The following is a 22,147-nucleotide window of genomic DNA, read 5'->3' on the forward strand; positions in this document are numbered from 1 at the left end:
GTGCTCTATATAAAATAGAGTGCTTTTTTTGCGGTTTAATGAAATCATATTGAGAACATTCGGACTGTCTGTTTCGGTTCTTGCGCTGTTTTTTCCGGGTCAGCTTACGTACGTAAATTTTTTTCATTCTGCCATAACTGGATATTCGACAGGTTTTCATTATAGTTTAAAGATTTTTAATTTTACGTAAATAATATTTTTGAAAATAAATTGCGGGATGCCGCAAAATACCCTCTGGATTTGTCGGATTTTTTTTCGGTGTGCCGCATGAAACTTTTCACCCATTTTTCGGTGATAAAAACAATATTTTCATATAAAGTGAACGTAAGTAGATATATAGAAATACATGAAGAAATAGGTAAACCTTTCGTGCTTACAATCAATGGCTTTTTGTCTTGATTTCTCATAAATTTGATGCCGTATTTCGGACTGCGCGGGTGAACGGTTGACGGATTTCGGCGGTGATTGAATCGGGATCGTTTTTGGAGGTAAGTGGTTCTTTTGGCTTGAGAATGAGTTAGGGACATAGAGGGAGGCTGTTTCTAAGGGAGAATTGACAACTTTATCTTAAAAAGGGGAGGCGCACACATATGGAAATAACTTTTTATCCTTTAACAAATGCTCAAAAACGTATCTGGTATACAGAAAAATTCTATCCGAACACAAGTATTTCAAATCTTGCCGGGTTCGGGAAACTCATTTCTGAAGACGGCGTACAGGCTCATTACGTTGAGAAAGCGATACAGGAATTCGTCCGGCGGTATGAGTCGATGAGAATCCGTCTGCGGCTTGATGATGAGGGGGAGCCCGTTCAATATGTGAGCGAATACCGTCCGCTCTCCATCGGGCACACGGATATCAGGCAAGCCGGCTGCTCTGCGGACGAGCTGTCAAAATGGGGGCGTGAAGAAGCTGGCAAGCCTCTGGCGTTATATGATCAGGATCTATTCCGTTTTTCCGTGCACACGATCAGTGAAAATGAGGTCTGGTTTTACGCTAATGTGCATCACATTATTTCAGACGGGATTTCCATGACGATTCTGGGCAATGCGATTACTGATATATATTTGGAGCTTTCAGGCGGGACAAGTGAGGAACAGACGGAGATTCCTTCTTTTATCGAGCACGTGCTGACAGAGCAGGAATATGTGCAGTCGAAGCGGTTTAAGAAGGATCGGGACTTTTGGAACGGGCAGTTTGAGACCGTGCCGGAGCTTGTGTCCCTGAAACGGAGCCGGGCAGATGCGGGTCTTGATGCGAAACGGTTTTCTCAAGAAATTCCTCACGACTTATATGGCCGCATTCATTCATTCTGCGAGGAGCATAAAGTCAGCGTACTGTCTCTGTTCCAGTCAGCTCTGATCACTTATCTCTACAAAGTGACCGGCCGGGATGACGTTGTCACGGGTACGTTTATGGGAAACCGGACGAATGCGAAAGAAAAGCAGATGCTCGGGATGTTCGTATCTACGGTGCCTGTGCGGACAAGCGTTGACGGAGGACAGTCGTTCTTGGAATTCGTTAAAGGCCGGATGAAGGATCTGATGAAAATTCTCCGCCACCAAAAGTATCCGTATAACCTGCTTGTCAATGATTTGCGCGCTTCGAAAAGTTCACTGAGCAGATTGTTTACGGTGGCTCTGGAGTACCAGGTGATGCAGTGGCAGAAAAAAGAGAATCTGTCCTTCCTGACAGACCCTATTTTCAGCGGAAGCGGTACAAATGATATTTCGATTCATGTGAAGGAACGATGGGACACCGGGAAATTGACGATTGATTTTGACTATCGCAGCGACATTTTCAAGGGGGAAGAGATTGAATCTGTTTCTGAACGTTTGATCACGCTGATTGAAGATGCGATTTCATCTCCTGATCGCATAATTGATGAACTTACTCTTCTTTCTGAATCAGAGAAAGAGCGGCTGCTGAAACGGGCCTCCGGCAATCCGGTGAATTACCGCAAGGAGATGACGATACCGGGGCTGTTTGAAGAGAAAGTGAAGTCACTGTCTGACAAACCCGCAGTTGTGTATGAAGGCCGAACATTGTCCTATCGCACATTGCATGAACAGTCAGGCCGTATTGCCGGACGCCTTCTTAAAGCCGGGATATCAGCCGATTCTCCTGTCGCGGTGCTGCTTGGCCGTTCTGAGCGTGTCATTGCGGCAATATTGGGAATTTTGAAAGCGGGCGGCGCCTATGTGCCGATAGATCCTGACTTTCCGGCGGATCGGATTCAGTACATTTTAGAGGACAGCGGAGCGAAGGCTGTTCTGACGGAGGCCGGAATACAGGTGCCTGCAGCGGATGCCGAACGGATTGATTTTGACGAGGCTGTTCAGTTTGAAACGGCTGCGGACGGTGTCAGCACACAATCAGACCGGCTGGCTTACATCATCTACACGTCAGGTACAACGGGGCGGCCGAAAGGCGTGATGATTGAGCACCGGCAAGTTCATCATCTGGTGCAATCACTGCAGCAGGAGATTTATCAATGCGGTGAGCAGACGTTAAGAATGGCGCTTTTGGCTCCGTTTCATTTTGATGCGTCCGTCAAACAGATTTTTGCCTCGCTTCTTTTGGGACAGACGCTTTATATCGTGCCGAAAACGACTGTGACGAATGGCTCGGCACTGCTGGACTATTATCGTCAAAACCGGATTGAAGCCACTGACGGAACGCCTGCGCATCTGCAGATGATGGTTGCGGCGGGAGATGTCAGCGGAATTGAATTGCGCCACATGCTCATTGGGGGAGAGGGCCTGTCCGCGGCTGTTGCCGAGCAGCTGATGACGCTCTTTCATCAATCGGGCAGGGCGCCGCGTCTGACGAATGTCTACGGGCCGACAGAAACGTGCGTAGATGCGTCTGTGCATCAGGTGTCAGCCGATAACGGAATGAATCAACAGGCGGCGTACGTTCCGATCGGAAAACCGCTCGGCAACGCCCGTCTGTATATATTGGATAAGCACCAGCGGCTTCAGCCCGACGGCACGGCCGGTGAGCTGTATATCGCGGGTGACGGTGTAGGACGCGGCTATTTAAATCTGCCGGATTTGACCGCAGAGAAGTTTTTGCAGGATCCGTTTAACGGAAGCGGCCGCATGTACCGCACGGGTGATATGGCGCGCTGGCTGCCGGATGGGACGATCGAATATATCGGCCGTGAAGATGATCAGGTGAAAGTCCGCGGCTACCGCATTGAGCTGGGAGAAATTGAAACGGTGCTCAGAAAAGCTCCGGGCGCGGCGCAGGCCGTCGTGCTGGCACGGCCGGATCAGCAGGGCAGCTTAGATGTCTGCGCATATATCGTTCAGGAAAAAGGAACCGAGTTTCACCCTGCCGAGTACAGAGAGTATGTGTCAAAGCACCTTCCTGATTATATGGTGCCCGCTTACTTTACAAAAACGGACGAAATTCCGCTCACGCCGAGCGGGAAGGCGGACCGCAAAAAGCTGTTTGCGCTTGATGTGCAGGCTGTCAGCTCATCCGAATATGCCGCGCCGAGAAATGAAACGGAGGAAACGCTCACCGTCATCTGGCAGGAAGTCCTCGGAATGGACAAGGCGGGCATTTATGATCATTTCTTCGAGTCAGGCGGTCATTCATTAAAGGCCATGACGCTTCTGACGAAAATTCATAAGCAAATGGGCGTCGAAATTCCGCTGCAATACTTGTTTGAGCATCCGACGATTGCGGCGCTTGCCGATTATGCGGAAAACCGAAACGAAGGACCGGCATTCAGTGCGATTGAGCCGGCTGAGAAGCAGGCGAGCTATCCGCTTTCGCTCGCTCAGCAGCGGACTTATATCGCGAGCCAATTTGAAGACGCGGGAGTCGGATATAACATGCCGGCTGCGGCCATGATTGAGGGCGCTTTAGACCGTGAAAAGCTTGAGCGTGCATTTTCTGCCTTAATCAGCAGGCATGAAGCGCTCAGAACATCGTTTCAATCAGAGGACGGCACGCCGAGACAGGTGATTCACGAACATGTTCCGTTTCATATTGAAATGATCGAAGCGCGCGGAAGAACGAATGAACAGGTCATGAAGGACTTTGTGCGCCGTTTTGATTTATCTGAGGCGCCGCTGTTCAGAATCGGCCTGCAAACGCTCGATCACAATCGCCATATGCTGCTGTTTGATATGCATCACCTGATTTCTGACGGGGTGTCTATTTCCATCATGCTGAAGGAACTGGCTGACATCTACGGCGGAAATCAGCTGCCTGAATTGCGCATTCAATATAAAGATTATGCCGTATGGCAGGCGGAACGGGCGAAAGAAGGCTACAAGAAGGAGCGGGCGTACTGGAAAGAAGTCTTCAGCGGCGAACTGCCGGTGCTTCAGCTGCTCCCTGATTATCCGCGGCCGCAGGTGCAAAGCTTTGAAGGTGACCGCGTGTCCGCCAAGCTGCCGAAAATGCTGCGGGAACGGCTGCAGAAGCTTGCCGAGAAAAACGGAGCCACCCTTTACATGGTGCTGTTATCAGCTTACTATACGCTGCTTTCTAAGTATTCAGGACAGGAAGACATCATCGTGGGAACACCGTCAGCGGGAAGAAATCACTCTGATACTGAGGGGCTTATCGGGATGTTTGTCAACACGCTCGCGCTGCGAAGCTCCGTGAAGCAGGATCAGACATTTGCCGGCTTGTTAGGTCATGTGCGCAAGCAGGTGCTGGATGCGTTTTCTCACCAGGACTATCCGTTTGAGTGGCTGACCGAGGAACTGAACGTGCCCCGGGATATGAGCAGGCATCCGATATTTGACACGATGTTCAGTCTCCAAAATGCTTCGGACGGTATTCCGGAGATTGGTAATCTGACGCTGTCTCTTCATGAAACAAACTTCAATATCGCCAAATTCGACCTGACCATGCAGGCCCGGGAAACAGCGGAAGGCCTTGCGCTTGATTTGGATTATTGCACGAAGCTGTTTAAGCGCTCAACTGCGGATCGCATGCTTGCGCACTATGTCCGTCTGCTGGAGAGCGCGGCAGCTCAGCCGGATGCGAAAATCAGCGAATATGATCTGCTTTCTGAACGGGAGGCTTTGACTCAATTACAGCGGTTCAATCCGGAGCGCACGGCGTACCCGAAAGAGCAAACGATCGTGCAGATCTTTGAAGAACAGGCCCGAAAGAACCCTGACCGGACGGCTCTTCAGTTCGAAGGGGAAACCCTGTCTTATCAGCAGCTGAATGAACGCGCCAACAGGCTTGCGCGGCATATTCTTTCAGTCGGAGGCGGCGGAAAAACCGCGGCTGTTCTGTGTGAACGGTCAATGGATATGATTGTTTCCATTATGGCTGTGTTAAAAGCGGGGTCCGCCTATGTGCCGATTGATCCTGAGCATCCGGTTCAGCGGATTCAGCATTTCTTCCGCGACAGCGGGGCGAATGTGCTCATGACTCAGCAAAGTCTCAAGCCGCTTGCGGAAAAGGCCGGTTTTCAAGGCGTCATTGTGCTTGCTGATGATGAGGCGAGCTATGAAAAGGACTCTTGCAATCCAGCATTGCCGTTTGATTCCAAAACGATTGCCAATCTCACTTATACATCAGGCACGACGGGAACGCCGAAAGGAAACATCGTCACACATGCCAACATTTTGCGGACGGTAAAGAACACGAACTATTTGACCGTTTCTGAGAAAGACACAGTGCTCGGTCTGTCAAACTACGTCTTTGACGCTTTTATGTTTGATATGTTCGGTTCGCTGTTAAACGGTGCAAAGCTTGTGATCGTCCCGAAAGATACGGTGCTGGACATGTCGCGCCTGTCCCGTGTGATCAAACGGGAGAACGTCAGCATTCTGATGATTACGACGGCCCTGTTCCACCTGCTTGTTGATATGGAGCCGTCCTGTCTGACGACGCTTCGGAAAATCATGTTCGGGGGCGAAAGAGCGTCTGTAGAACATGTCAAAAAGGCGCTTGCGGCAGTCGGAAAAGGAAGACTGCTTCATATGTACGGCCCGTCGGAAAGCACGGTGTTTGCGACATACCATCCGGTGGATGCCATTGAAGAGGATACGCTCTCCGTTCCGATCGGTAAACCGGTCAGCAATACGGAAGTCTTTATCATGAACTCAGCCGGACGCATTCAGCCGGCGGGTATCGCGGGAGAGCTGTGCGTCAGCGGGGAAGGTCTCGTAGAAGGCTACTACAACCGTCCTGAACTGACGGAAGAAAAATTTGTAAAGCATCCGTTTAAGGAAGGTGAACGGATGTATAAAACGGGCGACTTGGCCAGATGGCTTCCGAATGGCGATATCGAGTTTATCGGACGTATCGACCATCAGGTGAAAATCCGCGGTCAGCGGATTGAGCTTGGCGAAATTGAGCATCAGCTTCAAAGTCATCACCAGATTCAGGAATGCATTGTGCTCGCTGTGGATCAGGGCGCGGGTGACAAACTTCTTTGCGCGTATGTTGTCGGCCTCAGGGAAATATCTTCCCGGGAGCTGAGGGAGCATACGGCGAAGGATCTTCCGGCTTATATGATTCCGTCCGTCTTTATTCAATTGGATGAACTGCCTCTTACAGGGAACGGAAAAATCGACAGGCGGGCGCTGCCGATGCCGGATGTGACCGCAGCGAATGCCGTGTCATATACGGCGCCGCGCAATGAAACAGAACAAAAACTGGCGGATATTTGGGCTGAGGTGCTGCAAATGGAGCGGGTCGGCGTCCATGATCAGTTCTTTGAGATCGGGGGCCACTCGTTAGCGGGGATGAAACTGCTGGCCCTTATCCAAAAGACATTCGGCGTGCAGCTTACCTTAAAGGATCTGTTCACTTCTCCGACGGCTGCGGGGCTGGCGCAGCTGATTGAAGGGGCTGAGCGGAAACCGGCAGAGAGCATCGCACCGGCTGCCGAGCGGGAAACGTATCCGGTTTCTTCACCGCAGAAGCGGATGTTTGTGCTTCAGCAGCTGGAAGGCGCTGAAACAAGCTATAACATGCCGTCTGTGCTCCGCTTAAAAGGAAAGCTTGATGCAGAAAAGCTGAAATCCGTCATGAAACAGCTGACAGAACGCCATGAAGCCTTCAGAACGACATTTGACATAAAGGATGGAGAAACGGTTCAGCGCATATGGGCGAAAGCTGATATCGACATGGAATATTATGAAGCCTCTGAAGAAGATGCTGAACGGATTATTCAGAGCTTTATCCGGCCGTTCCGCCTGGATCAGCTTCCTCTCGTCAGAACGGGACTGGTCAAGCTGGCTGAACATGACCACCTGCTGCTGTTTGATATGCACCATATCATTTCGGACGGCGCTTCGGTCGGCGTGCTGATAGATGAACTGTCCCGCTTGTATGGCGGCGAAACGCTTGAGCCGCTGCGGATTCATTATAAAGACTATGCGGTATGGCAGCAGAAATTTATTCAATCAGAGCAGTACCGCAAGCAGGAGGAGCATTGGCTTCGGGAGCTTGACGGCGAGCTTCCGGTATTGACGCTGCCGGCTGATTACAGCCGTCCGGCCGTGCAAACCTTTGAAGGAGACAAGCTGGTCTTTTCTCTGACTGGGGAACAGACGTCGGCTCTTCGCAGTCTTGCGAAACAAACGGATTCTACCATGTACATGGTGCTGCTGGCGTCATACAGCGCCTTTCTCTCAAAACTGAGCGGACAGCATGACATCATTGTCGGTTCGCCGGTTGCGGGACGGTCACATGCGGATCTCGCAAACGTTATCGGTGTTTTTGTGAATACACTCGCGCTTCGTACGTATCCGGAAGCGGACAAAACGTTCACGGACTATCTTAAAGAAGTGAAACAAACCGCTTTACATGCATTTGACGCGCAGGATTATCCGCTTGAAGACCTTCTGCAAAAGGTTGAGGTGCAGCGTGATACGAGCAGAAATCCGCTGTTTGATGCGGTATTTTCAATGCAAAATGCAAATGCGGAAGACCTGGTCATGGAAGGAATTGAGCTGAAGCACCATCCGTTTGACAGAAAAACAGCCAAGTTTGACCTGACAATGACGGCTGAGGACACAGACGAAGGCTTAACGTTTGTGCTTGAATATAACACCGCGCTGTTTAAACCGGAAACGGCAGAGACATGGAAGCATTACTGGCTTCAACTGTTAGAAGCCGCAGCGGAAAATCCGGCTGCGAAGCTTTCTGAGCTTTCATTGGTGAATAAAACAGAAAAACAAGCCCTCCTTGACGCATGGAAAGGAAAAACAATTTCTGTGCCGCGGGACAAAACAGTTCACCGTCTCTTTGAGGAAACGGCCGCCCGCTACGCGAACCGGCCGGCCGCGGCATACAACGGCGCGAAGTGGACGTACGGCGAGCTGAACGCAAGGGCGAATCGCATCGCGCGTATTCTCATGGACTGCGGCGTCACGGCTGACGAACGTGTCGGCATTTTGACGAAACCGTCCTTGGAAATGGCCGCGGGCGTACTAGGCGTCTTGAAAGCGGGCGCGGCATTTGTGCCGATTGACCCCGAATACCCGGAAGAGCGGATCAGCTACATTCTGCAGGACAGCGGCGCCAAGCTTCTTCTCACACAGGAAGCGCTCGACGTGCCGGAAAGCTACAACGGAGAAACGATTCTGCTTGACGGCCGCCGCTCCATTCTGAGCCTGCCGCTTGATGAAAACGATGAAGCGAACCCGCAGACGGAAACAACGGCGGATCATCTCGCTTATATGATTTACACGTCAGGAACGACCGGACAGCCGAAGGGTGTCATGGTCGAACACCATGCGCTGGTGAACCTGTGCTTCTGGCATCACGACGCATTCGCCATGACGGCGGATGATAAAAGCGCCAAATACGCGGGCTTCGGTTTTGATGCCTCCATCTGGGAAATGTTCCCGACATGGACCATCGGCGCGGAGCTTCACGTCATTGACGAAGCGATCCGGCTGGATATCACCCGCTTAAATCACTATTTCGAGGAGAACGGCGTGACCATCACCTTCCTGCCTACGCAGCTGGCCGAACAATTTATGGAGCTGGAAAATACCTCTCTCCGCATGCTTCTCGTCGGCGGCGACAAGCTGAAGCGGGCGGTGAAACAGCCGTACACGATCGTCAACAACTACGGCCCGACGGAAAACACCGTCGTCGCGACAAGCGGCGTCATCAATCCGGAGGAAGGATCGCTTTCGATCGGACGGGCGATTGCCAATACGAGAGTTTATATTCTCGGCGACGGCGATCAGGTGCAGCCGGAAGGCATTGCCGGTGAATTGTGTGTGGCCGGCCGCGGTCTGGCGCGCGGATACCTGAACCGTGAGGAAGAAACGGCGAAGCGGTTTACCGCAGATCCGTTCGTGCCCGGCGAGCGCATGTACCGGACCGGCGACCTCGTCAAGTGGAACGCGCAGTGCGGCATCGAATACATCGGGCGTATTGACCAGCAGGTCAAAGTGCGGGGCTACCGGATCGAGCTTTCAGAAATCGAAGTCCGCCTCGCCCAGCTTGCGGACATTCATGACGCAGCGGTGACGGCGGTGGAAGACAAAGCGGGTAATACCACGCTTTGCGCCTATGTCGCACCTCAGCAGGACGATATTGAAGCGCTCAAATCCGCGCTGAAAGACACGCTGCCTGACTACATGGTGCCGGCGTTCTGGGTGGAGATGGACGAGCTTCCGGTCACCGCAAACGGCAAGATTGACAAAAAAGCCCTGCCGGAACCGGACATTGAAGCGGGAAGCGCCGTATACAAAGCGCCGGAAACGGAGGTGGAGACGCTGCTTTCCGACATTTGGCAGGAAGTGCTTGGTCTTGATCAGATCGGCGTAAGCGACAATTTCTTCACGCTCGGCGGCGATTCGATCAAAGGCATCCAAATGGCGAGCCGCCTGAACCAGCATGGCTACAAGCTGGAGATGAAGGATCTCTTCCAGCATCCGACCATCGAAGAGCTCGTCTCTTATGTGGAGCGGACGGAAGGCAAGCAGGCCGACCAGGGACCTGTCGAAGGCGAAGCGGCCTTAACGCCGATTCAGCGCTGGTTCTTTGAACGAAACTTTACCGACAAACACCACTGGAACCAATCCGTCATGCTTCACGCGAAAGACGGCTTTGATCCGGAGATAACAGAAAAAACATTACATGTCCTGACGGTGCACCATGATGCGCTCCGGATGATTTATCGTGAACAAAAACCGTATTACAGAGGGCTTGAGGATGCGTCTGTTGAACTGAACGTCTTTGAGCTGAACGGACCTGCTGAAGACCATGAGGACCGTATCGAAAGGGAAGCAGACCGTCTTCAAAGCAGTATTTCACTGGAAACAGGACATCTCTTGAAGGCCGGGCTCTTCCGGGCTGAAGATGGAGACCACCTTCTTCTCGCAATCCATCACTTAGTCGTGGATGGTGTATCTTGGCGGATTTTACTGGAGGACTTCACGTCCGTTTATACGCAGCTGAAGCAAGGCAATGAACCGGCGCTGCCGCCGAAAACACATTCATTCGCCGAATTTGCTGAGAGAATCAAAGAATACGCAAATACGAAGGCGTTTCTGAAAGAAGCGGATTACTGGAGAGAGCTTGAGGAAAAAGAGGTATGCACTCAGCTTCCGAAAGACAGGCAGTCTGGTGATCAGCGCATGAGACATACGAGAACGGTCAGCTTCTCTCTGACGCCTGAACAAACTGAACAGCTGACGACAAACGTACATGAAGCCTATCACACCGAAATGAACGACATCCTGCTCACGGCGCTCGGACTGGCGCTGAAAGAGTGGACGGGTGAAGACACGATCGGTGTTCATTTGGAAGGCCACGGGCGCGAAGACATTCTTGACGGCCTGAATATCACCCGGACGGTCGGATGGTTTACGAGCATGTATCCGATGATCCTTGAGATGAAGCACGCCGACGATCTTTCATATCAGCTGAAACAAATGAAAGAAGACATCAGACACATCCCGAACAAAGGAGTCGGCTACGGCATTCTGCGCTATGTAACGGCGCCTGAGCATAAAGAGAATCTTTCGTTTGAGATTGATCCGGATATCAGCTTTAACTACTTAGGCCAGTTTAATGAGATGTCGGATTCCGGCTTATTTACAAGATCCGGGATGCCGTCAGGACAATCGCTGAGCCCTGACACAGAGAAGCCGAACGCGCTTGATATTGTCGGATTTATAGAAAATGGGCAGATGACGATGACGTTTGCCTATCATTCTCTCGAATTTCATGAAAAAACCATTCAATCGTTCAGTGACAGCTTTAAAGGGCACCTCTTGAAAATCATAGATCACTGCCTGGCCCAAGACGGACCTGAGCTTACGCCTAGCGATCTTGGCGATGATGATCTGACGCTTGATGAACTTGATAAATTAATGGAAATTCTCTAACAGAAAAGACAGAGGTGACATATGAGCAAAAAATCGATTCAAAAGGTGTATGCACTCACACCGATGCAGGAGGGAATGCTGTATCATGCGCTGCTTGATCCGCATTCTTCCTCCTACTTCACACAATTAGAGCTTAGGATTCACGGAAGCTTTCAGCTGGAGCTTTTTGAAAAAAGCGTCAATGAGCTGATCCGGACATATGACATCCTGCGTACGGTATTCGTGCACCAACAGCTTCAAAAACCGCGCCAAGTCGTATTGGCGGAGCGGAAGACGAAGGTGCACTATGAAGATATCAGTCAATTAGATGAAGCGCGCCAAACTGAGTATATCGAACGCTATAAACGCGGCGTGCAGCAGCAGGGCTTTCATCTGGCGAAGGATATTCTCTTTAAAGCGGCGGTGTTCAGACTCAGTGAGAAGGAGCTGTATCTCGTCTGGAGCAATCATCATATCGTCATGGACGGCTGGAGTATGGGCGTTTTGATGAAAAGCCTGTTTCAAAACTATGAAGCGCTTCGTGCCGGCCGGCCCGCCGGGGGAAGCCAGGGCAAACCTTACTCTGACTATATCAAATGGCTCGGAGGCCGGGATTATGAGGAAGCGGAACAATATTGGAGCAGCCGCCTGGCGGATTTCGAACAGCCGAGCCTGCTCCCGGGCCGTCTGGCAGCAGAAAAGAAAGACTACCAAAATGAAGAATATTCTTTTGTCTGGGATGAAGAGCTGGTCGCGCAGATTCAGCAGACCGCCAACCGGCATCAAGTCACGGGGCCTAACCTGTTTCAGGCCGTTTGGGGTGCGGTGCTCAGCAAATACAACTATACAGACGATGTGGTGTTCGGCACCGTCGTATCAGGCCGTCCTTCAGAAATCAACGGCATAGAAACGATGGCGGGGCTGTTCATCAATACGATTCCCGTCAGAATCAAGATTGACAAAGATGCAGCCTTTTCGGACGTGATGGCGGCAGTTCAGAAAAACGCCGTAGAAGCCGAGCGCTATGATTATGTGCCGCTCTATGACATTCAAAAGCGCTCCGCCCTGGACGGCAGCCTCTTAAATCATTTGGTCGCGTTTGAAAACTATCCGCTGGACAAAGAGCTGGAAAACGGGGGCATGGAGGAAAGACTCGGCTTTTCCATTAAAGTGGAACATGCTTTTGAGCAGACGAGCTTTGATTTCAATCTTATCGTGTATCCGGGAAAAACGTGGACTGTCAAAATCAAATACAACGGAGCGGCTTTCGCTCATGATGCCATCGAACGAACGGCGCACCATCTGACCCGCATGATGAAAGCGGCGGTCGGAACGCCTGACGCGCCCGTACGGGAACTCGGCCTTGTTTCAGGCGAAGAAGAGCGGCAGATTGTTGAGGTATTCAATGATACGAAAACGGCGCTTCCGGAAGAGGAGGCCGTTCACCGTTTGTTTGAAGCACAGGCAAACCGGACGCCTGCAAGTGTCGCGATAAAAGAAGCGGGACGCGAATGGACCTACCGTGAAGTGAACGAAGCGGCCAACCGCCTGGCGAGACACCTTGTGAAGAGCGGGTTGGAAAAAGGCCGGACCGTCGCTATTATGAACGACCGGTCTGCGGAAACCGTTGTCGGAATGCTTGCCGTCTTAAAAGCAGGCGGCGCATATGTGCCGATTGATCCGGCTTTTCCGGAGGACCGTCTCCGCTTTATGGCGGAAGACAGCTCGATTCGGCTCGTGCTGACAGTTCAGGACTATCAAGAACAAGCGGGCGCATTGCAAGTCCCGGTCGTCATGCTGGATGAAAGCGCGGATGAAACGGTAAGCGGAACAGACTTGAATCTTCCGGCCGGCGGCAACGACTTGGCGTATATCATGTATACATCCGGATCGACCGGCAAACCGAAAGGCGTCATGATTGAACACAGAAATATCATCAGGCTCGTCAAACATTCGAATTACGTGCCGGTTCATGAAGAAGACCGGATGGCGCAAACGGGAGCCGTCAGCTTTGATGCCGGAACCTTCGAAGTCTTCGGCGCATTGCTGAACGGAGCGTCATTGCACCCGGTGAAAAAAGAGACGCTGCTTGACGCCGGACAATTCGCCCAATTTCTGAAAGAGCAGCGGATCACGACCATGTGGCTGACGTCTCCGCTGTTTAATCAGCTTGCCCAAAAGGATGCCGGCATGTTTAACACGCTCCGGCACCTCATCATCGGCGGTGACGCGCTTGTGCCGCATATCGTCAGCAAAGTGAGAAAGGCATCACCGGAGCTGTCGCTTTGGAACGGCTACGGGCCGACGGAGAATACGACGTTTTCGACGAGTTTTCTCATTGATCAGGACTACGACGGCTCGATCCCGATCGGGAAGCCGATCGGAAATTCCACTGCGTACATTATGGATGAAAACCGCAACCTCCAGCCGATCGGCGCGCCCGGTGAGCTGTGCGTCGGCGGAAGCGGAGTGGCAAGAGGCTATGTGAATCTGCCTGAATTAACGGAGAAGCAGTTTGTCCGCGATCCGTTCAGACCGGATGAAATGATATACCGGACGGGGGACTTGGCGAAGTGGCTTCCGGACGGCACGATCGAGTTTCTCGGCAGAATTGACAACCAAGTAAAGGTCCGCGGTTTCAGAATCGAGCTCGGCGAAATCGAGGCGAAAATCAGCCAGGCGGAGAATGTGACCGAATCTGCGGCTGTGATCCGGAAAAATAAAGCGGATGAAAATGAAATCTGCGCTTACTTTACCGCAGACCAAGCCCTTTCGGCGGAAGACCTGCGCAAAACGCTTTCGGAATCACTTCCGGAATATATGATTCCCGCGCACTTCATCCAGATGAATCAGTTTCCGCTGACGGCGAACGGAAAGATTGATAAAAAAGCGCTGCCTGAGCCTCAGGCTGAAGCCGTTCAAAAAGAATACGAAGCGCCGAAAACGGAAGCGGAGCAGAAACTCGCGGACATTTGGGAAGGTATTCTCGGTGTAAAAGCGGGTGTGACTGACAATTTCTTCACGATTGGCGGACATTCTTTAAAAGCCATGATGATGACCGCTAAAATCCAGGAGCACTTTCAAAAAGAAGTGCCGATTAAAGTGTTATTTGAAAAGCCGACCATTCAGGAGCTTGCGCATTATTTGGAGCATGAGAGCGAGGAGGAACAGCAGTTTGAACCGATCCGACAAGCGCCTTATCAGAAGCATTATCCTGTTTCCTCAGCACAGCGCAGGATGTATATCCTTAATCAGCTCGGACAGGCCAGCACGAGCTACAACGTCCCTGCTGTACTTCTGCTGGAAGGATCAGTAGACAAAAAGCGTCTTGAGGAGGCCATGCAGGCATTAATCAACCGTCATGAGACACTGCGTACGTCGTTTGACATGGCAGATGGAGAAGTTGTGCAGACCATTCATAAAAATGTGTCGTTTGAGCTTGAAACCGCCGAGGGCCGGGAAGAAGATGCAGAAGAGCTGACAAAAGCCTTTATCAGGCCGTTTGCGCTCAACCGCGCGCCGCTTGTCCGTTCGAAGCTGATCCGGCTTGAAGAAGACCGGTATCTTCTGCTGATTGACATGCACCACATTATTACGGACGGAAGCTCAATGGGCATTTTCATCGGTGATCTTGCGAAGCTTTATCAAGGCACGGAGCTTGCGCTGCCAAAGATTCATTATAAGGATTTTTCAATCTGGCAGCGTGAAAAAGCAAATCTCGATCAGCACGAAGCCTACTGGCTTGATACGTTCAAAGGCGATCTGCCGGTGTTGGATCTGCCGCTTGATTTCCCGCGTCCTGCCGAGCGCAGTTTTGAAGGGGAACGCGTCATCTTCGGGCTTGATAAACAGGTGACGGCGCAGATTAAGAAGCTGCTGGCTGATACGGATACGACGATGTACATGTTCTTGTTAGCCGCTTTTCAAGTGCTGCTGTCCAAATATTCGGGTCAGGAAGACATCATAGTCGGGTCTCCGGCGGCCGGTAGACAGCATCCTGATCTCCAAGAAGTGCCGGGCATGTTTGTCAACACAGTTGCGCTTCGATCGCATCCTGCCGGCAAAAAAACGTTCAAACAATTTCTGGATGAGGTGAAAACGGCGAGCCTTCAAGCTTTTGAGCATCAAAGCTATCCGCTTGAAGAATTAATTGAAAAACTGCCGTTAACGAGGGACACAAGCCGGAGTCCGCTGTTCAGCGTGTTATTTAATATGCAGAACATGGAGATCCCGGCCCTGCGGCTCGGAGATTTGGAGATTTCTTCATACTCCATGCATCATCATGTCGCTAAATTTGATCTTTCCTTAGAAGCGGCTGAGCGCGGAGAAGAGGTCGGATTGAGCTTTGATTATGCGAAAGCCTTATTTGCGGACGAAACCATCCGCCGCTGGAGTGCTCATTTTGTCAATCTGATTAAAGCCTGCGCCGAAAATCCGGATATTCAGCTGTCCGACGCAAGCCTGCTGTCCGCTCCTGAATGGGAAGCGCTCCTTTCTGATGAAAAACGTACGGAAGCGGATCTGCCTGAGGGCACTTTTGTTTCGCTGTTTGAACGGCAAGCGCAAAAAACGCCTGATCTCACGGCGGTTGCGGGCGGAACAAGCCTGACATATCGTGAGCTTGATGAACGCTCGAACCGGTTTGCCCGCCACCTTCAGGCTTGCGGAACGGGCAGTGAGGACATCGTGGCCATTATGATGGATCGTTCGGCCGACTTGATTACCGCGATTCTCGGCGTCATGAAAGCCGGAGCGGCATTTCTCCCGATTGATCCGGAGACTCCTGAAGAGAGAATCCGCTACTCTCTTGAAGACAGCGGAACGAAGCTTCTGGTCGTCAATGAGAGAAACATGACCGCGGCCGCCGTTTATAAAGGAAAAACGGTCGTAATGGAAGACGGAGAATGGCAGAACGAAAGCGCCGATCGGCTTGAAACGGAGCCCGGCGCTGATCAGCTTGCCTATATCATTTATACTTCGGGAACAACGGGCAAACCGAAAGGCGTCCAGCTGGAGCACCGCAATCTAATCAATTATGTCACATGGTTCAGCCGTGAAGCCGGTTTGACCGAAGCTGACAAATCCGTGCTGCTGTCTTCTTACGCATTTGATCTCGGCTATACGGCTATATTCCCTATTCTTCAGGCGGGCGGCGAGCTGCACATTGTGCCGAAAGAGACGTACACCGCGCCTGATCAGCTTGGTGAGTATATACAGAAAAACGGCATTACGTATGTGAAACTGACGCCGTCATTGTTCCATATGATCGTCAATACAGCCCGTTTTGCGGCAGAACGCCGTTTCAGCCCGCTTCGTTTAGTGGTGCTCGGCGGAGAAAAGATCATCACGTCCGATGTCCGCAAGTTTCATGACGTATACGCCCATACCGACTTCATCAATCACTACGGGCCGACGGAAACGACGATCGGCGCCATTGCCGGGCGGATCAATATGGAGCGCCTTGATCAATATGAGCAGCGTCCCGTCATCGGCCGCCCGATCGCGAATACCGGCGCGCTTGTATTGGACGGAGCAATGCAGCTCGTTCCTCCGGGCGCAAGCGGCGAGCTTTATATTACCGGGAAGGGGCTTGCCAGAGGATATCTTCACCGTCCGCAGCTGACGGCGGAGAAATTTCTCTCAAATCCTTTTTCACCGGACAGCCTGATGTACAAAACGGGAGATGTCGTCCGCAGGCTTCCTGACGGGACGATTGAATTTATCGGCCGTGCGGATGATCAGGTGAAAATCCGGGGCTACCGCATTGAATTAAAAGAGGTTGAAACCGTGCTGTTAAGCATAAACGGCATTCAGGAGGCGGTCGTTCTCGCAGTCAGCGAAGGCGGGCTGCCGGAACTGTGCGCATACTATAAAGCCGGCAGCGAGCTGAAAGGCTCTGAGCTTCGCAAACGGCTTTCCGAAACATTGCCGTCTCATATGCTTCCGGCTTATTTCGTGCAAGTAGACCGCATTCCGCTCACAGCCAACGGAAAAACCGATAAAAACGCCCTCCCGAAACCGGGCGTCAGCCAAACGGCGCAAACAGTTTCAGCCTTGCCGGAAACGGAATTGGAGGAAAAGCTGTGCCGCATTTGGAAACAGACACTCGGTACGGATACGCTCGGCATCGACGATAATTTCTTCGATTACGGCGGGCACTCTTTAAAAGGCATGATGCTCCTCGCCAATATTCAGGCTGAACTGGACAAAACGGTTCCGTTAAAAGCGCTGTTCGAACAGCCGACTGTCCGCCTGCTTGCCGCATATATCGAAAAATCGGCGGTATCTGAGGGATATCGGATGATCACGCCGGCCGACAGTGCAAACGCGTACCCGTTATCATCCGCCCAAAAACGGATGTACGTCCTGAACCAGCTTGACCGGGAGACAATCAGCTATAATATGCCGTCCGTTCTTCTGATGGAGGGAGAAGTCAATATTTCAAGGCTTCAGGAAGCGCTCAATCATATGATCAATCGCCACGAGTCTTTGCGGACGTCCTTTATCGATCAAAACGGCCGCCCGATGCAGCAGATCGCAGAACAGGCTGACATTGACCTGCATATCTTTGAAGCAGCGGACGAGGAGAAAGCAAATCTCATCATTCAGGCATTCATTAAGCCATTTGATCTGAGCGAGGCTCCGCTCATTCGGGCCGCTCTTGTCAGACTGAATGAAAAGAAACACCTGCTGCTGCTGGATATGCATCATATTATTGCCGACGGCGTGTCCAGAAGCATGCTGGTCAAAGAGCTCGCTCACCTTTATAAAGGGGGAAGTCTGCCGTCGCCGAACCTGCACTATAAAGACTTCGCCGTCTGGCAGAATGAACCTGAGCAGGCCGAACGGATGAAAGACCATGAGCGTTATTGGCTCTCCGCATTTTCCGGCGAGCTTCCTGAATTGAATCTGCCGACTGATTTTCCCCGTCCGCCGGTCCAAAGTTTTAAAGGACAATCCGTCCGACTCAGAGCGGGGCGTGAAACGGAAAAAGCGGTGCGTGAATTAATGGAATCATCGGGAGCGACTCTTCATATGGTGCTTCACGCCGCGTTCCATGTCTTTTTGAGCAAAATCACGGGGCAGCGCGATATCATTATCGGCTCGGTGACCGCCGGAAGAACGAGCGCCGAAGTTCAGGAAATGCCGGGGATGTTTGTCAATACGCTTGCGCTTCGCAATGAAACGCGCAAAGAGCAAACCTTCGCCGGGCTGCTCGAACGGGTGAAACAAACCAATCTGGACGCGTTGGAGCATCAGGATTATCCGTTTGAGGATCTGATCGAAAAGCTTGACCTGCCGAGAGACATGAGTCGTAACCCATTGTTCCAGGTGATGGTGACGACAGAAGATCCGGATAAAGAAACACTGGAACTGGAGAACCTGCGCATCACTCCGTATGAGTCGAACCAAGGCACGGCGAAATTCGATCTGACACTCGGCGGCTTTACGGATCAAGAAGGCCTCGGCCTTCAGTTTGAATATGCGACTGATCTGTTTAAAAAAGAAACAATTGAAAAGTGGAGCGCCGGGTTCTTGCGGATTCTGAAGCAAGCGGCAGAAAGTCCGGACAGAAAGCTGCCTGAGATTTCACTGATCAGCGATGCTGAAAAACAAGCCCTCCTTGACGCATGGAAAGGAAAAACAATTTCTGTGCCGCGGGACAAAACAGTTCACCGTCTCTTTGAGGAAACGGCCGCCCGCCACGCGAACCGGCCGGCCGCGGCATACAACGGCGCGAAATGGACGTACGGCGAGCTGAACGCAAGGGCGAACCGCATCGCGCGTATTCTCATGGACTGCGGCGTCACTGCTGACGAACGTGTCGGCATTTTGACGAAACCGTCCTTGGAAATGGCCGCGGGCGTACTAGGCGTCTTGAAAGCGGGCGCGGCATTTGTGCCGATTGACCCCGAATACCCGGAAGAGCGGATCAGCTACATTCTGCAGGACAGCGGCGCCAAGCTTCTTCTCACACAGGAAGCGCTCGACGTGCCGGAAAGCTACAACGGAGAAACGATTCTGCTTGACGGCCGCCGCTCCATTCTGAGCCTGCCGCTTGATGAAAACGATGAAGCGAACCCGCAGACGGAAACAACGGCGGATCATCTCGCTTATATGATTTACACGTCAGGAACGACCGGACAGCCGAAGGGTGTCATGGTCGAACACCATGCGCTGGTGAACCTGTGCTTCTGGCATCACGACGCATTCGCCATGACGGCGGATGATAAAAGCGCCAAATACGCGGGCTTCGGTTTTGATGCCTCCATCTGGGAAATGTTCCCGACATGGACCATCGGCGCGGAGCTTCACGTCATTGACGAAGCGATCCGGCTGGATATCACCCGCTTAAATCACTATTTCGAGGAGAACGGCGTGACCATCACCTTCCTGCCTACGCAGCTGGCCGAACAATTTATGGAGCTGGAAAATACCTCTCTCCGCATGCTTCTCGTCGGCGGTGACAAGCTGAAGCGGGCGGTGAAACAGCCGTACACGATCGTCAACAACTACGGCCCGACGGAAAACACCGTCGTCGCGACAAGCGGCGTCATCAATCCGGAGGAAGGATCGCTTTCGATCGGACGGGCGATTGCCAATACGAGAGTTTATATTCTCGGCGACGGCGATCAGGTGCAGCCGGAAGGCATTGCCGGTGAATTGTGCGTGGCCGGCCGCGGTCTGGCGCGCGGATACCTGAACCGTGAAGAAGAAACGGCGAAGCGGTTTACCGCAGATCCGTTCGTGCCCGGCGAGCGCATGTACCGGACCGGCGACCTCGTCAAATGGAACGCGCAGTGCGGCATTGAATACATCGGCCGTATCGACCAGCAGGTCAAAGTGCGGGGCTACCGGATCGAGCTTTCAGAAATCGAAGTCCGCCTCGCCCAGCTTGCGGACGTTCATGACGCAGCGGTGACGGCGGTGGAAGACAAAGCGGGCAATACCGCGCTTTGCGCCTATGTCGCGCCTCAGCAGGACGATATTGAAGCGCTCAAATCCGCGCTGAAAGACACGCTGCCTGACTACATGGTGCCGGCGTTCTGGGTGGAGATGGACGAGCTTCCGGTCACCGCAAACGGCAAGATTGACAAAAAAGCCCTGCCGGAACCGGACATTGAAGCGGGAAGCGCCGCTTACAAAGCGCCGGAAACGGAGATGGAGACGCTGCTTTCAGACATTTGGCAGGAAGTGCTCGGTCTTGACCAGATCGGCGTAAGCGACAATTTCTTCACGCTCGGCGGCGACTCGATCAAAGGCATCCAAATGGCGAGCCGTCTGAACCAGCACGGCTACAAGCTGGAGATGAAGGATCTCTTCCAGCATCCGACCATCGAAGAGCTCGTCTCCTACGTGGAGCGGACGGAAGGCAAGCAGGCCGACCAGGGACCTGTCGAAGGCGAAGCGGAGTTAACGCCGATCCAGCGCTGGTTCTTTGAACGAAACTTTACCGACAAACACCACTGGAACCAATCCGTCATGCTTCACGCGAAAGACGGCTTTGATCCGGACCTGGTGGAAAAAACCCTGCAAGCATTGATTGAACACCATGATGCGCTCCGCATGGTTTACCGTGAAGAAAGGGAAGGCATCATTCAGACATACCTCCCTGTCACAGAATGCAAGGCAAGCTTTGACATCGTTGATCTGTACGGAACTGACGAGGATATGCTGAAAAGCCAGATTCAGCGGCTTGCCGATCATCTTCAGGGAAGTCTGGATCTGGAGAACGGTCCGCTGTTAAAAGCGGAGCAATACCGGACAGAACTAGGCGATCATCTGTTAATCGCGATTCACCATCTCGTCGTGGACGGGGTTTCATGGAGAATTCTGCTTGAGGATTTCGCTTCAGGTTATAAACAGGCGCAGCAGCAAAACAGCATCGTCTTCCCGCAGAAAACCCACTCCTTTAAAGATTGGGCGGAGGCGCTGAACACATTTGCGCAATCAGAAGAGCTGAAAAAGCAGGCGGATTATTGGGCGCAGGCAGATGCGGAAGAACTCCAGCCGCTGCCGAAAGACCATGATCCGAACAAACGGCTAGTCAAACATACGGCGGCCGTGAAATGTGAATTGACTGAGGAAGAAACGGCACAGCTGCTCACAGATGTTCATCATCCGTACGGAACGGAAATCAACGACATTCTGCTCAGCGCGCTCGGCTTAACGATCGGTGAATGGGCGGAAAGCGGCAAAGTCGGCATCAACTTAGAAGGACACGGCCGGGAAGAAATCATACCGAATGTCAATATTTCACGGACGGTCGGCTGGTTTACGGCCCAATATCCGTTGATTCTGCAGATCAGCAAGGAAGAAGGCGTCTCTTCCGTTATTAAAACGGTAAAAGAGACGGTGCGGCGCGTTCCTGATAAAGGTGTAGGATACGGGATTCTCCGGTATCTGTCATCCGATAAAACAGAAAAAGGCGTCACGCCTGAAATCAGTTTTAACTACTTGGGGCAGTTTGACAATGAAGTGAAAACGGAATGGTTTGAGCCGTCTCCATATGATATGGGACGTCAAGTCAGCGAAGAGTCAGAGGCGTTATACGCACTGAGCTTCAGCGGGATGGTTACAGGCGGCCGCTTCGTCATTTCCTGCTCATACAATCAGGAAGAATATGAAAGAAGCACCGTCGAAACACAGATGCAGCGGTTTAAAGACAATCTCTTAATGATCATCCGCCATTGCACGGCCAAAGAGGAGAAAGAATTTACGCCGAGCGATTTCAGCGCGCAGGATCTTGAGATGGATGAAATGGGAGACATCTTTGACATGCTTGAGGAGAATTTAACGTGACAAAAACAGATCACAGAAGG

General features: G+C 52.1%; 2 protein-coding genes. Both read left to right on the plus strand.

Features of this window, described 5'->3' with window-relative positions; all coding sequences use genetic code 11:
- Positions 1-590 precede the first annotated feature (590 nt).
- Positions 591-11,345 (plus strand): surfactin non-ribosomal peptide synthetase SrfAA, encoded by a 10,755-nt coding sequence (gene srfAA, locus MY7_RS00830; RefSeq protein WP_007609304.1) that lies wholly within the window; start codon positions 591-593, stop codon positions 11,343-11,345.
- Positions 11,346-11,366: 21 nt separating this feature from the next.
- Positions 11,367-22,127, plus strand: a complete 10,761-nt coding sequence (gene srfAB, locus MY7_RS19815) for a surfactin non-ribosomal peptide synthetase SrfAB (RefSeq protein ID WP_007609305.1) — start codon at positions 11,367-11,369, stop codon at positions 22,125-22,127.
- Positions 22,128-22,147: the final 20 nt, after the last annotated feature.

It is taken from the genome of Bacillus sp. 5B6 (genome assembly GCF_000259405.1).
GTDB classification, from domain to species: Bacteria; Bacillota; Bacilli; order Bacillales; family Bacillaceae; genus Bacillus; species Bacillus velezensis.

Excerpts from the sequence above, each read along its gene's own strand:
- srfAA (WP_007609304.1), top strand. The coding sequence starts at position 591 with ATGGAAATAACTTTTTATCCTTTAACAAATGCTCAAAAACGTATCTGG.
- srfAB (WP_007609305.1), top strand. The coding sequence starts at position 11,367 with ATGAGCAAAAAATCGATTCAAAAGGTGTATGCACTCACACCGATGCAG.